This window comes from Bacillus sp. NPDC060175 (genome assembly GCF_042728695.1).
Taxonomy (GTDB): Bacteria; Bacillota; Bacilli; order Bacillales; family Bacillaceae_G; genus Bacillus_A.
Map to the genome: position 1 here is coordinate 1 of NZ_JBHWYR010000085.1, position 16,734 is coordinate 16,734.

The 16,734-nt window shown below is 36.2% G+C and carries 13 protein-coding genes; all 13 read left to right on the forward strand.

Annotated elements, in window-relative coordinates; genetic code table 11:
- Window positions 1–237 precede the first annotated feature (237 nt).
- Window positions 238–1,125: a 2-dehydropantoate 2-reductase gene (gene panE / locus ACFWDE_RS26175; RefSeq protein ID WP_377895732.1), complete on the forward strand. Its 888-nt coding sequence runs from the start codon at window positions 238–240 to the stop codon at window positions 1,123–1,125.
- A 79-nt stretch (window positions 1,126–1,204) separates the two neighbouring features.
- Entirely contained in the window at window positions 1,205–2,821 is a 1,617-nt protein-coding gene (bshC, locus tag ACFWDE_RS26180) for a bacillithiol biosynthesis cysteine-adding enzyme BshC (protein WP_377895735.1), read from the forward strand.
- A gap of 366 nt (window positions 2,822–3,187) precedes the next feature.
- On the forward strand, window positions 3,188–4,120 hold the full coding sequence (rsmH, locus tag ACFWDE_RS26185) for a 16S rRNA (cytosine(1402)-N(4))-methyltransferase RsmH (RefSeq protein ID WP_002014746.1): 933 nt from the start codon (window positions 3,188–3,190) through the stop codon (window positions 4,118–4,120).
- A 15-nt stretch (window positions 4,121–4,135) separates the two neighbouring features.
- On the forward strand, window positions 4,136–4,498 hold the full coding sequence (ftsL, locus tag ACFWDE_RS26190; protein WP_016106033.1) for a cell division protein FtsL: 363 nt from the start codon (window positions 4,136–4,138) through the stop codon (window positions 4,496–4,498).
- Between the two features lie 22 nt (window positions 4,499–4,520).
- On the forward strand, window positions 4,521–6,671 hold the full coding sequence (locus ACFWDE_RS26195) for a penicillin-binding protein (RefSeq protein WP_483861755.1): 2,151 nt from the start codon (window positions 4,521–4,523) through the stop codon (window positions 6,669–6,671).
- An 81-nt stretch (window positions 6,672–6,752) separates the two neighbouring features.
- Window positions 6,753–8,669: a stage V sporulation protein D gene (locus ACFWDE_RS26200; RefSeq protein ID WP_002014741.1), complete on the forward strand. Its 1,917-nt coding sequence runs from the start codon at window positions 6,753–6,755 to the stop codon at window positions 8,667–8,669.
- A 210-nt stretch (window positions 8,670–8,879) separates the two neighbouring features.
- Window positions 8,880–10,355 (forward strand): UDP-N-acetylmuramoyl-L-alanyl-D-glutamate--2,6-diaminopimelate ligase, encoded by a 1,476-nt coding sequence (gene murE / locus ACFWDE_RS26205; protein ID WP_377895740.1) that lies wholly within the window; start codon window positions 8,880–8,882, stop codon window positions 10,353–10,355.
- 22 nt (window positions 10,356–10,377) lie between these two features.
- Window positions 10,378–11,352, forward strand: a complete 975-nt coding sequence (mraY, locus tag ACFWDE_RS26210) for a phospho-N-acetylmuramoyl-pentapeptide-transferase (RefSeq protein ID WP_377895743.1) — start codon at window positions 10,378–10,380, stop codon at window positions 11,350–11,352.
- The gene (murD, locus tag ACFWDE_RS26215; RefSeq protein ID WP_377895746.1) at window positions 11,353–12,705 is read left to right on the forward strand and encodes a UDP-N-acetylmuramoyl-L-alanine--D-glutamate ligase; all 1,353 of its coding nucleotides are present in this window, start codon (window positions 11,353–11,355) and stop codon (window positions 12,703–12,705) included.
- An 89-nt stretch (window positions 12,706–12,794) separates the two neighbouring features.
- The gene (spoVE, locus tag ACFWDE_RS26220; protein WP_377895749.1) at window positions 12,795–13,886 is read left to right on the forward strand and encodes a stage V sporulation protein E; all 1,092 of its coding nucleotides are present in this window, start codon (window positions 12,795–12,797) and stop codon (window positions 13,884–13,886) included.
- A gap of 102 nt (window positions 13,887–13,988) precedes the next feature.
- Entirely contained in the window at window positions 13,989–15,083 is a 1,095-nt protein-coding gene (gene murG, locus ACFWDE_RS26225) for an undecaprenyldiphospho-muramoylpentapeptide beta-N-acetylglucosaminyltransferase (protein WP_002088269.1), read from the forward strand.
- A 62-nt stretch (window positions 15,084–15,145) separates the two neighbouring features.
- Window positions 15,146–16,051: a UDP-N-acetylmuramate dehydrogenase gene (gene murB / locus ACFWDE_RS26230; RefSeq protein ID WP_377895753.1), complete on the forward strand. Its 906-nt coding sequence runs from the start codon at window positions 15,146–15,148 to the stop codon at window positions 16,049–16,051.
- Between the two features lie 98 nt (window positions 16,052–16,149).
- The coding region (gene divIB / locus ACFWDE_RS26235; protein WP_377895755.1) for a cell division protein DivIB at window positions 16,150–16,734 on the forward strand (585 nt) is incomplete at its 3' end.

Below are 16,734 nucleotides of genomic sequence, written 5' to 3' on the forward strand. Positions count from 1 at the left end.
TATTATAACTCATTTTTTAATTTTTATGAAGAAGATAGAATATTTCTTTCATTATTTTTTTGAGGATTTGCTAAACTAAGAATAGAACTATGTATATAGGTAGTATATACATAGTGAAAGAAGAGGTTGCATTTGTTAAAAGATAATTGAACCTTCAACTATGTAATTGTAATTTAATAAGATGTAAAGGGGGAAGGGCAAGGGGACTTATATCACTTGTTAATATGAGTTCTTTGTGTGAAGATGAAAATTGGAATTGTTGGACCGGGAGCTATTGGTCTCCTATATACATTTTATTTACAAAAAAGCAATCAAGATGTTACGTTGTTTACAAGAAACGCTAAGCAAGCAGAAGAATTAAACTTAACGGGTGTAACTTGTATTAGGAATGGAGAACGTGAGACAGTATTTCCGTCTATTTTACCGATAGAAAGTATGCTGGATAAACAGTTAGATTATACATTTATTGCTGTAAAGCAATATCATATAACTGATATATTACCTTTTATGCAGGGAGAATCGTCATTAATCTTTTTGCAAAATGGAATGTCACATCTTCAAGTTATGCAAAAAATAGGAAATGAACGTATAGCAGTCGGGATTGTGGAGCATGGTGCAAAAAAAGAGGATGGACATACAGTTCATCATACTGGAATAGGTGTTACAAAGTTTGGTGTAGTGCGTGGTCAATCTAGTTGTTTTAAAAAGGTATTTAATTGTTTTCCTTTTGATTATTTTCCGATTCAAATAGAAGATGATTGGAAGTGGATTATGCGCAATAAATTAGTAGTCAATGTATGTATTAATCCATTGACGGCATTATTGCGGGTTGAGAACGGAGAGTTAATTTCAAATCCGTTTTTTTATCAAATGATGGAGCAAGTATTTCAGGAAGTTGCATTTCTTGTTAAAGAAGAAGATAAGGAAATGGTATGGCAAATGGTATGCCAAGTATGTGAAAAAACATCTCATAATACTTCATCTATGTTAGCGGACGTAAGAGCGAATAGACAAACGGAAGTTAATGCGATTGTTGGATATGTACTAGAAGAAGCTAAGGAACAACAACAATCTGTTCCGACACTTCAATTTTTGTTCAATGTAATAAAAGGAATGGAATTATAAGTGTTTTTCTTTGCTTTTACGTGAAACATTGACTACAATGTGGGTTGGTGAGAGAACAGGATACGAAAGGAAGAATTATATGGAGATAAAAGAGATCTCTGTTCCACTACAAGGTGTTGTAGCGGACTATATGAACGGTAAAAAAGAGATACAGTCATGTTTTGATTATCTGTTAACAGAGGATGCTTTTAAACAGCGATTACATGATTTACGTGAGAGAGAGTTTTTCCGTCAAGATTTAGTAACGCATTTATTAGAATATAATACACAATTGCAAGCGGGAGAATTTACAATTCAAAATATAAAAGCGCTTGAAGATGAAAATACATATGTAGTTATAGCTGGACAACAAGCTGGGTTATTAACAGGTCCGCTTTATACAGTACATAAGATCATTTCAATTTTACAGCTTGCAAAAGAAAAAGAAGAGAGCTTAGGGGTTCGGGTTGTTCCTGTCTTTTGGATTGCTGGTGAAGACCATGATATGGATGAAATTAATCATACATTTGTAACGAAAAATAAAAAAATAAAAAAGACCATTTTTCATGATCGTTATCCGAAAAAGGCGAGTGCTTCTGAGTCTGAACTTTCTATTGAAGACTGTAGAAAATGGGTCGAAGAGATTTTTAAAACATATCCGGAAACGAATTTTACAAAGGATGTATTACAATTTGTTGATGATGCTTTAGGTAAATCGAATACATATGTAGATTTCTTTGCGCGCCTTATTACGAAAATGTTCGCAAATTCTGGTTTAATTCTTGTAGATTCACATCATCCTGCATTAAGAAATTTAGAAGTGCCGTTTTTACAACAAATTATAAGTAAATATAAAGAAATTCAAGTAGCACTTCATAATCAACAAGAAGTGATTAAGGAATTAGGATTTAAACCGATTATTGAAACAAAGACAAATGCAGTGCATATATTTATGGAAATTGATAATGAGCGAGTATTGCTTGAAGAGAATCAAGGGAAGTTTATTGGAAAAGATGGAGTGCATTCATTTTCGTATGAAGAATTGATGGAAGAGATGGAAAGAAGTCCAGAACGTTTTAGTAATAATGTTGTAACGCGCCCTCTTATGCAAGAATATGTGTTTCCTACGTTAGCGTTTATTGGCGGTCCAGGGGAGTTAGCTTATTGGAGTGAATTGCAACAAGTGTTTCATACGGCCGGTTTCCAAATGCCACCTGTTGTTCCGCGCCTTACGATTACTTATATGGAGCGAGATATAGCGACAGATTTATATGATTTAGATTTGCAAGAAATTGATCCATTTCTAAATAATATAGATAATCTGCGTGACAATTGGCTTTCTAATCAAATAGAGGAACCGATAGACGAGCGATTTATAGAAGCGAAAAAAGAAATAATGGATATCCATACATCATTACAACAATTCGTGAAAAAAATAGATCCAGGGTTAAATGAGTTTGCTGGGAAAAATGAACTGAAAATTAATGAGCAAATTGAACTGTTAGAAAGAATGTTGAAAAGAAATGTTGAGAAGAAACATGAGGTTCAACTGAATAAATTCCGCCGTTTACAATTTGCGCTTCGTCCATTAGGAGCACCGCAAGAACGTGTGTGGAATGTGTGTTATTATTTAAATCAGTTCGGTCTTGATTTTATTGACCGGGTAATGGAACAATCTTTTTCGTGGGACGGAAAACATCATGTAATAAAACTATAGAATCTTGCTCTTTTGAGCAGGATTTTATTTTTATTTTGTTGAATTAACTGTGAAGTGAAATATTTCTGAATTGTCCATCTTATGTTAATGTAATGAATCGCTATGTATCAGGTATATATATATGACAAAATAGCACAAAATGTAAACGGATTATTATCTTTTTCGACAGGTTTTTGTTTAAATTCCCGCAAAAAATGATAAAATTTAGTATATAATAAAATAAAATAGCGATTTGTATAGCATGCTACCTTGTTGGAAGTTAAATGAGTCGTTCTTTAGTAGCATTTCATCCTCAAGTAGTAAATTTTGTTTGTAGAGTGAGAAATGTATTTAACATAATTAATTGGAAAAAGAGTAGGTGCAGCAATGTTCAAACACGTAACAGTACTTTTGAAAGAAACAGTAGATGGCTTAGATATAAAGCCGAGTGGTACATATGTAGATTGTACACTGGGTGGAGGAGGACATAGTTCTTATTTATTATCTCAGCTAACAGATGGTGGAAAATTAATAGCATTTGATCAAGATGAAATAGCGATTCAAAATGCGAAGGAAAAATTTTCTTCTTATGGTGAACAATTTGTAACAGTGAAGAGCAACTTCCGTTATTTATCTGAAAAACTACATGAATTAGGTATTACAGAAGTAGACGGGATTTTATTCGATTTAGGTGTTTCATCCCCACAATTAGATACACCAGAGCGTGGCTTTAGTTATCATCATGATGCACCGTTAGATATGCGGATGGATCAAGATGCCCCATTAACAGCATATGATGTTGTGAACAGCTGGTCATATGAACAACTCGTAAGAATTTTCTTCCAATACGGAGAAGAAAAATTTTCAAAGCAAATAACAAGGAAAATTGAAGCTTATCGCGAGAATAAGGCTATTGAAACGACAGGAGAATTAGTGGAATTAATTAAAGAAGGTATTCCAGCTCCGGCACGTAGAACAGGTGGACATCCTGCGAAGCGAGTATTCCAAGCGATTCGTATTGCTGTAAATGATGAATTAAAAGTATTTGAAGAAGCGTTGGAATCTGCAATTGATATGGTCAAGCCTGGTGGAAGAGTTAGTGTTATAACATTCCATTCTTTAGAAGATCGTATTTGTAAAACGACGTTTAAGCGAAATAGCACAACACCACAATTACCACAGGGACTACCGATTATTCCGGATGAATTTAAGCCGAAATTAAAGCTTATTACAAGGAAACCGATTTTACCTTCTGACATTGAATTAGAAGAAAATAATCGAGCGCGTTCTGCGAAGTTGAGAATCGCTGAAAAACGATAAAAAGGAGAGAGAGGTATGACTAATTTAGCTGTAAAGTATAAACAACAGGCGCAAGAAGAGGTACAAATTCAAACGCCGCCACAGCAGATGGTTAAACCAAAAGTTAAAACGAAAATTACAAGAATTGAAAAGCTATTGTACGTAACGTTTATTGGATTTTTATTATATGCCTGTGTAGCTTTTATTGGGAATAAAGCGGGTCTATATCAAGTTAATGTAGAAGCAGCGACGATAGAAGAAGAAATTGTGAAAAAACAAAAGGAAAATCAAGAATTGCAGGCTGAAGTAGAGAAGTTAAGTCGTTATGAGCGTATCGCTGAAGTTGCAAAAAAACACGGGCTAGAAATTAATGCGAATAACGTGAAAGGCCTAAAGTAAGGCAAATAGGTGTGAAGAAAAGATGAATAAAAATATGACAAAATTTCATACCAATAAGGGAGCAGGTTATTTTATGATATTTTTCCTCCTGCTCTTTTTTCTATTATTAGCCCGATTTTTTTACATACAAGCAACAGGAACAGTGGATAATCATGATTTGAAAAAACTTGCTGAACAGAAACATAGTAAAAAAGGAGTTCTCGAAGCGAATCGAGGAACAATTTATGATCAAAATGGTCATGTACTAGCGCAAGACGCAAATTCTTATAAACTTGTAGCCGAGCTAAAAGGGGCTAACGCCGTTAAGGATAAAGAGGATACTGCAAAGAAAATCGCAGGAGTACTCGGAAAAGATGAAGATAAAATTTTAGCTACTTTAAATAAAGAAGGCAAAAGTCAAGTGGAATTTGGAACATTGGGTAAGGACTTGACGAAAGAAAAGAAAGAACAAATAGAAGCATTGAAATTGCCGGGAATCTCTTTCATTACCGAAAATGCGAGAGTTTATCCAAACGGTGATTTCGCATCTTACGTCATAGGTCATGCGAAACCTGATGAAAATGGAATCTCAGTCGGTCAATTTGGTTTAGAAAAGAGTTTGGATAAATATTTAGGTGCTTCTAATGGTGAGGTAGCTTATACAGGTGACCGTAAAGGAGTATCTCTTGACGGTGGGAAAGTGAATGTAAAGGCACCTAAAAATGGAGATAATGTGTATTTAACGCTTGACCAACGTATTCAAAGTTATTTAGAAGACGCAATGAAAGAAGCGAGTAAACATTATGAGCCAGAAAATTTAATTGGAATTGTAGCGGATCCAAAGACGGGAAAAATATTAGCGATGTCTAGTAAACCTAGTTATGACCCTAATGATCGTCAAATTAAATATTTCTTCAACGACGCAATTGCAAATGCATTTGAACCGGGATCAACAATGAAGATTTTCACATTAGCAGCGGCCATTAATGAAGGTGTATACAATGGACAAGACTTTTATCAGTCTGGTACATATCAAGTTGGTAATCGCAAAATAAAAGATCATAACGGCGGCGCTGGATGGGGTTCTATTACTTTTGATGAAGGGGTAGAGCGCTCTTCAAACGTAGCGTTTGCAATTTTAGGTGATCAAAAACTTGGTCCAGATCGTTTCCGAAAATATATTCATAATTTTGGATTAGATGAAAAAACAAACATTGATTTACCTGGTGAAGGGTCAAATACAATTTTATTTGATCAACAAATACAACAAGTAACAACAGCATTTGGACAAGGCTCTACAGTTACACCAATTCAACTTGTACAAGCTGCAACAGCGATTGCAAATGATGGGAAAATGATGAAGCCTTATACAATTGATAAAATTGTGGATCCAATAACAGGTAAAGTACAGCTAGAGCATAAACCAGAAGAAGTAGGAAAACCTGTTTCCAAAGAGACAGCAGCGCAAGTAAGGCAATTACTAGAACGTGTTGTTACATCACCGAAAGGAACAGGGACTGCATATAAAATTGATGGGTACTCAGTCGGGGGTAAAACAGGTACAGCACAAATTCCCGACGGGAAAGGTGGCTATATGACGGGAAGAGAGAATTATATATTCTCATTCTTAGGTATGGCACCGATGGACGATCCGCAACTTGTTGTGTATGTGGCCGTTAAACAACCAAAATTAAAAGATGATGAAAACGGGGCTAAACCTTTAGCTGATATCTTTAAATATGTAACGAAAAATAGCTTAGAGTACTTAAAGATTAAGCCAAATGAAGTAAAAGACCCGAAAAAATATGTGAAAGAACAACAAACTGTCGTTCCAGATGTAACCGGAAAAACGATGGAAGAAGCGAAAAAAACAATTGATAAAGCAAAACTTCGTCCAATCGTATTAGGTGAAGGTAAAGTGCAGCAGCAAGTGCCAAAAGCAACTGAACAAACATTAAAGGGTGATCGAGTTTTCTTAGTAGGAGATAAGCCTACAATGCCAAATATACAGGGATGGGCACTGCGTGATGTTATGAATTTAGCAAAAACATTAAAGCTTAACTTAAAACCTTCTGGTACAGGATATGTAACGGAACAAAGTGTGGCGGAAGGAACATTGTTGCAACCTGGTACAGAATTAGGTGTAACACTCGTACCACCACTTGAGCCACAGCAAGAAGCAGAAAAACCATAATGGTAATAGGGAAGAAGTTCTAATTAAATAAGTACAAGCATATATTGGAACAAGCTAGGCGTAAGGGAGGCTTGTTCCAATATGCGTGTATCAAATGTAACAGTTAGAAAACGACTTATTTTTATACTTATATCGGGTATACTCATTTTCACCATTATCGATATTCGTCTTGGATATGTGCAATTTTTTCTTGGGAATATGTTAACGGATCGTGCGAAGGATTCATGGAGTCGTAATATTACTTTTGAACCAGAGCGAGGGAAAATTTTAGATCGAAATGGTGTGGAGCTTGCTACGAATAAAAGTGCACCGACCGTCTTTGTTGTGCCGAGGCAAATTGAAAAACCAGCAGAGACTGCAGAGAAGTTAGCTGCAGTATTAGGTGTGGAAAAAGATGATGTTTATAAGCGGATTACAAAAAAAGAATCGATTGTAAGGCTTGATAAAGGCGGAAGGAAAATATCGCATGACAAAGCGAAAGAAGTACGCGGATTAAGTTTAAAGGGTGTGTACATCGCAGAGGATTCTATCCGGTACTATCCATTCGGTAATTTTTTATCACACGTATTAGGATTTGCGGGCAGTGATAATCAAGGGCTTATGGGACTAGAGAAATATTATGATAAAGAGCTAAATGGTGATAAAGGTCATGTGCGATTTTTTGCAGACGCGAAAGGACAGAGAATGCCTAACGTTGGAGATGATTTCAAAAAACCAGAAGCCGGCTTGAATTTAGGATTAACAATTGATTCACGCATTACGAGGATTATGGAAAGAGAAATGAATATTGCGGAATCAACGTATAATCCTGACGGTATGATAGCAATTGCAATGAATCCGAAAAATGGTGAAATTTTAGGTATGTCAAGTCGACCAAGTTTTGATCCAGCAGATTTCCAAAGTGTTTCTCCGGAAGTATATAACAGAAACTTACCTGTATGGAGTACGTATGAGCCGGGGTCAACATTTAAGATTATTACATTAGCTGCAGCCTTGAATGAAAATTTGGTAGACTTAGAGAAAGATACATTTTATGATGATGGGGCAGCTGAAGTTGGTGGAGCTAGATTGCGGTGTTGGAAAGCTGGAGGCCATGGTAGCCAAACGTTTTTAGAGGTAGTTCAAAACTCTTGTAACCCAGGATTTATTGAACTCGGTGATCGTCTTGGTAAAGATCGATTGTTTAAATACATTCGCAATTTCGGGTTTGGACAGAAGACCGGAATTGACTTACAAGGTGAAGGTAGCGGGATTTTATTTAATTTAGATAAAGTTGGTCCAGTCGAGCAAGCGACGACTTCATTTGGGCAAGGTGTTTCTGTTACACCGATTCAACAAGTAGCAGCTGTAGCGGCCGCTGTAAATGGTGGAACTTTGTATCAGCCATATATAGCGAAGGAATTTATTGATCCGAAGAATAATCAAGTTGTCAGCAAAAAGACACCTGTTGCGAAAAGGGAAGTTATTTCCAAGGAAACTTCAGAGAAAGTTCGTTACGCATTAGAGAATGTTGTAGCGAAAGGTTCTGGTAAAGGGGCTTATATTGATGGATATCGTGTAGGTGGAAAAACTGGAACTGCTCAAAAGGTGAAAGATGGAAAATATTTAGATAATAACTATATTGTATCATTTATCGGTTTTGCTCCAGCTGACGATCCGCAAATTGTTGTTTATGTAGCAGTGGATAATCCAAAAGGAGTGACTCAATTTGGTGGAGTTGTAGCAGCACCTATTGTTGGGAATATTCTTCGTGACGCACTTCCTGTAATGGGAGTGGAACCGAGAAAAGAGCAAGTTGAGAAAGAATATAAATGGGGCGATACACCAACTGTGGAAGTTCCGAATTTAATTGGTATGAAAAAGAAAGATTTACAAACGCAACTTGTAGACTTGAAGCTTGATATAAGTGGTGATGGTGGGAAAGTAATTAAACAATCACCAGAAGCAGGAGCTAAAGTAAAAGAGGGTTCAAAAGTTAGAATTTACTTCGGGAATTAAAGGTAACTGATTGTGTTTTATGGTACAATTGGTGGAAGTGAGTTCTTTATAGAAAAATTGCTTTATTTGAGACGATAAGTGTCTCATTAATAAATAAATCTATTGATTAGACTATAGTAGCACTTACCTCCTATTTTTATATAACTAGGAGGTAACGTGTTACTTGCTAAAATAAGAGATAAATAAACAATGTAGAGAGGGTTTAGTGAAATGAAGTTGCATACACTTGTATCATGTTTGCATGATTTTCCCGTTGTTCCAACAGAAAATCCAGAAATAACATCTATTGAAGCGGATTCACGTAAAGTGAAAGAGGGAAGCTTATTTATATGTATGAAAGGATATACGGTTGATAGCCATGACTTTGCTAAGCAAGCAGCCGCACAAGGAGCGGCTGCTATTGTTGCGGAAAGACCAATTGATGTTGACGTTCCAGTTGTACTTGTGAAAAATACTTTTCGTTCGCTAGCGGTTTTAGCTGATTATTTTTATGGCCAACCAACACACAAGTTACATTTAATCGGTATTACAGGTACAAATGGAAAGACAACAACATCGCATATTATGGATGAAATTATGCGCGCACATGGTCATAAAACAGGGCTAATTGGAACGATTAATATGAAAATCGGTGATGAAACATTTGAGGTGAAAAATACAACACCAGATGCACTAACACTTCAACAGACATTTTCAAAAATGGTTGAACAAGGTGTGGATAGTACAGTAATGGAGGTTTCGTCTCATGCTTTAGATCTTGGCCGTGTACACGGGTGCGATTACGATGTTGCAGTATTTACGAATTTAACACAAGATCATTTAGACTATCATAAAACGATGGAAGAATATAAACATGCGAAAGGGTTGCTTTTTGCACAGCTTGGCAATAGTTATCATCATAATCGTGAAAAATACGCTATATTAAACAGTGATGATTCAGTAGCAGAAGAGTATATGAGAAGTACAGCAGCTACTGTTGTAACATATGGTATAGATGTTGCAAGCGACATTATGGCACGAGATATCGTAATGACGAGTGGCGGTACAACATTTACACTTGTAACACCGTATGAAACTGTAAATGTTACGATGAAATTAATTGGTAAGTTTAATGTATACAACGTGTTAGCTGCTACAGCAGCAGGTCTTGTTTCAGGAGTGAGCTTACAAACAATTATTGATGTAATTAAAGAGCTTGCTGGCGTTCCTGGACGTTTTGAAGTTGTTGATGGTGGACAAAATTACACAGTTATTGTTGACTATGCACATACACCTGATAGCTTAGAGAACGTACTAAAAACAGCAAAACAGTTTGCAAAAGGTGATGTATATTGTATCGTTGGTTGCGGTGGTGATAGAGATAGAACGAAAAGACCAATAATGGCAAGTGTTGCAACCGAATATGCAACTCATGCAATTTATACATCGGATAATCCAAGAAGTGAAGATCCGAAGGCTATTTTAGATGATATGGTAAATGATGCAAATGGGAATAATTATGAAGTAATTGTTGATCGAAAAGAAGCGATACGTTCCGCTATCTCGAAAGTGAAAGCAGAAGATATTATTATTATTGCTGGTAAAGGGCATGAAACGTATCAAATTATTGGTAAAGAAGTTCATCATTTTGACGATCGTGAAGTTGCTAGAGAAGCAATCACGGAGCGTTTAAACAACGAAGTGTAACAGCATGAGAGGAGGACTACATGTGCTTGAACAAGGTTTATTAGTAACGGCTGGGGTAGCATTCTTAATTTCTGTTGCCCTTTCGCCATTATTTATTCCATTTTTAAGAAAGTTAAAGTTCGGACAGAGTATTCGTGACGAAGGACCGAAGTCACACCAAAAGAAATCAGGGACACCAACGATGGGTGGTATTGTCATATATGTATCTATGATGGTGACTACGCTTATTATGGCGATTAAATTTAACAATTTAGGTGCAGAAGTATCATTGTTATTATTAGTTACATTTGGGTACGGATTAATCGGATTTTTAGATGACTACATAAAAGTAGTAAAGAAAAGAAATCTTGGTTTAACATCAAAACAAAAATTGGTTGGTCAGCTTGTAATTGCTATTGCGTTCTTTTTAATTGGAAAAGGGCAAGCATTTCACACTTATATCATGATTCCGGGAACTGATGTTAAATTTGAATTAGGCTGGGCATATTTTATTCTTGTATTATTTATGCTTATTGGTGGATCAAATGCGGTTAATTTAACAGATGGTTTAGATGGTTTATTATCAGGAACAGCTGCTATTGCATTCGGAGCATTTAGTATTATTGCTGTAGCTCAAGAACAATTTGGGGTAGCGATTTTCTGTATGGCAGTTGTAGGAGCTGTACTTGGCTTTTTAGTATTCAATGCGAATCCAGCGAAAGTATTTATGGGGGATACAGGTTCTCTAGCTTTAGGTGGTGCTATCGCAGCTGTAGCGATTTTGTTAAAACAAGAATTGTTACTCGTTATTATTGGCGGTGTATTCGTAGCGGAAACTTTATCTGTTATTATCCAAGTTATTTCGTTCAAAACAACAGGAAAGCGTGTCTTTAAAATGAGTCCATTACATCATCATTATGAATTATGTGGTTGGTCAGAGTGGCGCGTTGTTGTAACGTTTTGGTCTGTAGGATTTTTATTAGCTGTGCTAGGAATTTATATCGGGGTGTGGATGTAATTGAAAACTGTAACTGAATATCAAAATAAAAATGTTCTTGTATTAGGTATTGCTAAAAGTGGTTATGCAGCAGCTACTTTATTAAAAAAATTAGGGGCAAACGTCATTGTAAATGATGGGAAACCATTAGTGGGTAATGTGCTTGCTGCTGAGTTACAAGCGGAAGGAATGGATGTTATATGTGGTGGGCATCCGTTAGAATTGCTGGAGAGAAACATTTCACTTGTCGTAAAAAACCCAGGAATTCCATATTCTAATCCACTCTTAGTGGCGGCGAAGGAAAAGCAAATTCCAATTGTAACTGAGGTTGAATTAGCATATCGCATTTCAGCAGCACCGTTTGTTGGGATTACGGGATCTAACGGCAAAACAACAACGACAATGTTAACGTTTGAAATGTTAAAAGAAGGACAAAAGTACCCAGTTATTGCGGGGAATATAGGTACTGTAGCTTGTGAAGTTGCACAATTGGCGAAAGAAAATGAAGTTGTCGTTACGGAACTTTCATCGTTTCAATTGATGGGAGTGGAGTCGTTCCAACCAAAAATTGCAGCCTTTTTAAATTTATTTGAAGCGCATTTAGATTATCACGAGACGAAGAAAGAGTATGGTTTGGCGAAAGCGAATATTTTCAAAAACCAAACTGAAACAGATTATAGTGTAATTAACGCAGATGATGCAGATGTAATGGCATTATCGGCATATAGTAAAGGACAGAAAGTATTATTTTCGACGACGAAAGAAATTGAAGATGGTGCGTGTATAAAAGATAACGCTCTTTATTTTAAAGGCGAAAAAGTAGTTAAAGTAAGTGATATTGTTTTACCTGGTAAGCACAATTTAGAAAATATTTTAGCAGCAATGAGTATTGCTAAATTACTAGGTGTTTCTAATGAAGCAATTACTGCTGTGTTAAAAAGTTTTACAGGTGTAAAACATCGCTTAGAATATGTAACAACGATTAATAATCGTAAATTTTATAATGATTCAAAAGCGACGAATATGCTAGCGACAGAAAAAGCATTATCTGCATTTACACAACCGATTGTATTATTGGCTGGTGGACTTGATCGTGGTAATGAATTTGATGATTTAATTCCATACTTTAAACATGTCAAAGCGATTGTAACATTTGGACAAACTGCACCAAAATTAGTAAGAGCGGCAGAAAAAGCAGGATTAGATGTAATTGAAAGTGTCGATACTTTAGATGATGCAGTAGTGAAGGCGTATGCTCATTCTACCGATGGTGATGTTATTCTTCTTTCACCAGCATGTGCAAGCTGGGATCAATTTAAAACATTTGAAGAAAGAGGAGACATTTTTATACAAGCTGTGCATAAACTTATATAAAGTAAATCAAAACATCAGTAGGCTAACACCTACTGATGTTTTGTTACATAGGGCAAAGGTTCTGCCCAAAGAGGTGGTGTTCATGGGTAATGAAGAAAACGCCTGATTTTATTCTCATCATCGTTACACTTGCGTTGTTAACAATCGGAATGATTATGGTTTATAGTGCGAGTGCGGTTTGGGCCTCTTATAAAATGGGGGATTCATTCTTTTTTGCAAAAAGGCAATTGTTATTTGCAAGTCTTGGAGTAGTAGCTATGTTTTCTCTCATGAAAATTGATTATTGGGTGTGGCGTACGTATTCAAAAGTAATTTTACTAGTTTGTTTCGTTCTTCTTATTCTCGTTCTTATTCCTGGAGTAGGTCTCGTTCGTGGGGGAGCACGAAGTTGGATTGGAATCGGAGCATTTTCTATCCAACCGTCAGAGTTTATGAAATTCGCGATGATTATTTTCTTAGCAAAATTTTTAGCGGAACGACAAAAATTAATTACATCGTTTAAACGAGGTTTGCTACCGGCTCTTAGTTTTGTAGTTCTTGCTTTTGGGATGATTATGTTACAACCAGATCTTGGTACGGGAACGGTAATGGTTGGGACATGTATTATTATGATATTCATTTCGGGAGCAAGGGTTTTTCACTTTGCAATGTTTGGTTTGCTTGGTGCAGCGGGATTTGTAGGGTTAATTGCATCAGCACCATATCGAATGAAACGCATCACATCATATTTAGATCCGTGGTCGGATCCGCTCGGAAGTGGATTTCAAATTATCCAATCGTTACTCGCAATTGGACCTGGTGGTTTATTTGGGCTTGGACTTGGACAAAGTAGACAAAAATTTCTTTATTTACCTGAACCACAAACAGACTTTATATTTGCAATCTTATCCGAGGAATTAGGTTTTATTGGTGGTTCATTTGTGTTATTATTATTTAGTCTATTATTATGGCGCGGGATTCGTATAGCATTAGGAGCGCCAGATTTATATGGTACGTTTTTAGCAGTAGGTATTGTGGCGATGATTGCGATTCAAGTAATGATTAATGTTGGTGTTGTAACAGGACTGATGCCTGTTACGGGTATTACTTTGCCGTTTTTAAGTTATGGTGGATCAAGTTTGACCTTAATGTTAATGGCAGTAGGTGTATTATTGAATATAAGTCGCCATTCTCGCTATTAAACCCTGTTTAAAAGACAGGGTTTTTCGTGTGTGTGTGAAAATACAATATGTATATAGAAATAAATACGATTGAATAAGAACAGGGAAGTGGAGGAATCAGTAGTGCGAGTATTAGTAAGTGGTGGGGGTACTGGAGGACATATTTATCCAGCTCTTGCTTTAATTAGAGAAATAAAAAAACTAAATCCGGAAGCAAGATTTTTATACATTGGTACAGAGAATGGATTAGAGAGTACCATCGTACCGAAAGCGGGTATTCCGTTCCAATCTATTGTTATAAGTGGATTTAAACGAAAAATATCTCTTGATAATGTAAAAACAGTGATGCGTTTCCTAAAAGGTGTTCAAGATAGTAAACGATATATTCGTCGTTTTAACCCTGATATTGTGATTGGTACGGGTGGATACGTATGTGGGCCAGTTGTATATGCTGCGGCTAAATTAGGTATTCCGACTATTGTACATGAACAAAATAGTGTACCTGGTGTAACGAATAAATTTTTAAGTCGTTATGTCGATAAAGTTGCAGTTTGCTTTGAAGCAGCTGCAGAACATTTCCCACAGTCAAAAGTGGTTATGACAGGTAATCCACGTGCATCAGAAGTAATGGACCAAAATGGAATGAAAGGAAAACGTTCGGTAGGACTATCCCTTTCTAAAAAATCGGTGCTTATTTTTGGTGGGAGTCGCGGTGCTAGACCGATTAACGATGCTTTTGTAGAAGCGATTGAACAATTTGGGAATAAAAGTTACGAAGTATTATATGTAACAGGCGAAGTACATTATGATAAAGTTATGGAAGCCGTGAAACAAAAAGGGAATCCGAATAATGTTATTATTAAACCTTTTATTCATAATATGCCAGAGGTACTGACTGGTGTAGATCTTGTTGTTTCAAGAGCAGGTGCTACAACGCTTGCAGAATTAACAGCGTTAGGAAAACCAAGTGTATTAATTCCAAGTCCGTATGTAACAAATAACCATCAAGAAAAAAATGCACGATCAGTTGTTGATAAAGGAGCAGCTAAAATGCTACTTGAAAAAGATTTAACATCTGAAACGCTTATTCGTGACATTGATGAGATTTTATTGGATACACAAACATTACAAAATATGAAACTGGCTACTAAGCAACTTGGTATTCCAGATGCAGCAAATAAGCTATATGAAGTAATGAACAAGCTTATTAAAAAATAACATTAGGTGAACGCCCTGCATATTACTGTAATTAAGGAGACTTAATATGGGGGAGATTGTCTATGGAACAATTAGTAAAAGAGCTTTTAGAAGCAAATGTTGGCCGCGTGTTAGTTAATGAACCGTTAGCGCGTTACACGACTATGAAAATAGGCGGACCAGCTGATATTTTAATTGTGCCAAAGTATGTTGCTGGTATTGAGAAGACGTTAGAGTTAGTAAAGAAGTACAAGACAGGGTGGACGGCAATTGGTCGTGGTTCAAATCTTCTCGTATCTGATCAAGGTATAGAAGGTGTGGTTATTCGTTTAGGAGAAGGATTAGATCACTTAGAAGTCGAAAAACATAGAGTAAGAGTTGGTGCTGGATACCCCCTTATTAAATTGTCAACTTTACTTAGTCGACAGGGATTAGCTGGCTTGGAATTTGCAAGTGGTATTCCAGGAAGTGTTGGCGGTGCAGTGTATATGAATGCAGGCGCTCATAAGTCTGACATATCGAGTGTATTAACGAAAGGTCGTATTTTGTTTGAAAATGGAACAATTAATTGGTTGACGAATACCGAAATGGGATTTTCTTATCGCACATCTGTATTGCAAGTGAAACGCCCTGGTATTGTTTTAGAAGCTGAATTCCAATTGGAGGTAGGCGAACGCGAGGAAATTGTAAGAAGCATGCAAAAGAATAAAGAGTATCGCCGTGAAACGCAGCCTTGGAATCACCCTTGTGCAGGAAGTATATTTCGAAATCCAGTCCCATATTTTGCAGGAGATTTAATAGAAAAAGCAGGGCTTCGTGGCTATAAGATAGGTGGAGCTCAAATTTCTGAAATGCATGGAAATTTTATTGTTAATACTGGTGTGGCTTCAGCACAAGATGTATTAGACCTGATCGTATTGATAAAGCGTACAATTAAGGATAAATTTGGTGTCGATATGCAGACAGAAGTAGAAATAATTGGAAGATAACGGTTGTTCGTTCCGCTCATTATCATTTATGTTATAATAAGAAGATAAGAACGGCATGAGGAACATGCCGTTCTTTATGTTACATAGGGGGATCGTACATGAAAAATAGTAAAGTGATTAAACTACAAGATCGTGTACCAAAATTAAAGAATCAAAAGAAAAAGAATAAGAAACCTGTTAATCATCGGTTAATTTTATACATATCGATTTTATTTTTATTAGTACTCTTTTTAATTTATTTTCGGTCTCCGCTTAGTAATATAAAAAAGATAAGTGTGTTTGGAAATCATTATATGACAGATGAACAAGTTATGAAGGAATCAGGTGTGACATATGATACGAGTTATTTCCGAGTAACAGCACATAAAGCAGAAGAAAACTTAACGAAACGAAAAGAAATTAAAGCGGTAAATGTAAAAAAACGTTTCCCAAACAAAATTGATGTTCATATCGAAGAATATTTAACAATTGGCTATATAAACAAAGATGGGAAATTACAACCGTTATTAGAAAATGGGAAAACACTCGATGTACTTCCGAACGGAAAACTTCCAGTTGCAGCACCAATTTTTGAACCGTTTAAAGAGGGAAAAATGAAGGAATTAATTGCAGAACTAGAAAAATTAACTCCGACTATTTTAAGGTCTATTTCTGAAATTCGTTATACACCAACGAACGCAAAT

Coding starts and splice junctions, on each gene's coding strand:
- ftsL (WP_016106033.1), top strand. CDS start 4,136: ATGACTAATTTAGCTGTAAAGTATAAACAACAGGCGCAAGAAGAGGTA.
- rsmH (WP_002014746.1), top strand. CDS start 3,188: ATGTTCAAACACGTAACAGTACTTTTGAAAGAAACAGTAGATGGCTTA.
- ACFWDE_RS26200 (WP_002014741.1), top strand. CDS start 6,753: ATGCGTGTATCAAATGTAACAGTTAGAAAACGACTTATTTTTATACTT.
- spoVE (WP_377895749.1), top strand. CDS start 12,795: ATGAAGAAAACGCCTGATTTTATTCTCATCATCGTTACACTTGCGTTG.
- murE (WP_377895740.1), top strand. CDS start 8,880: ATGAAGTTGCATACACTTGTATCATGTTTGCATGATTTTCCCGTTGTT.
- murB (WP_377895753.1), top strand. CDS start 15,146: ATGGAACAATTAGTAAAAGAGCTTTTAGAAGCAAATGTTGGCCGCGTG.
- bshC (WP_377895735.1), top strand. CDS start 1,205: ATGGAGATAAAAGAGATCTCTGTTCCACTACAAGGTGTTGTAGCGGAC.
- ACFWDE_RS26195 (WP_483861755.1), top strand. CDS start 4,521: ATGAATAAAAATATGACAAAATTTCATACCAATAAGGGAGCAGGTTAT.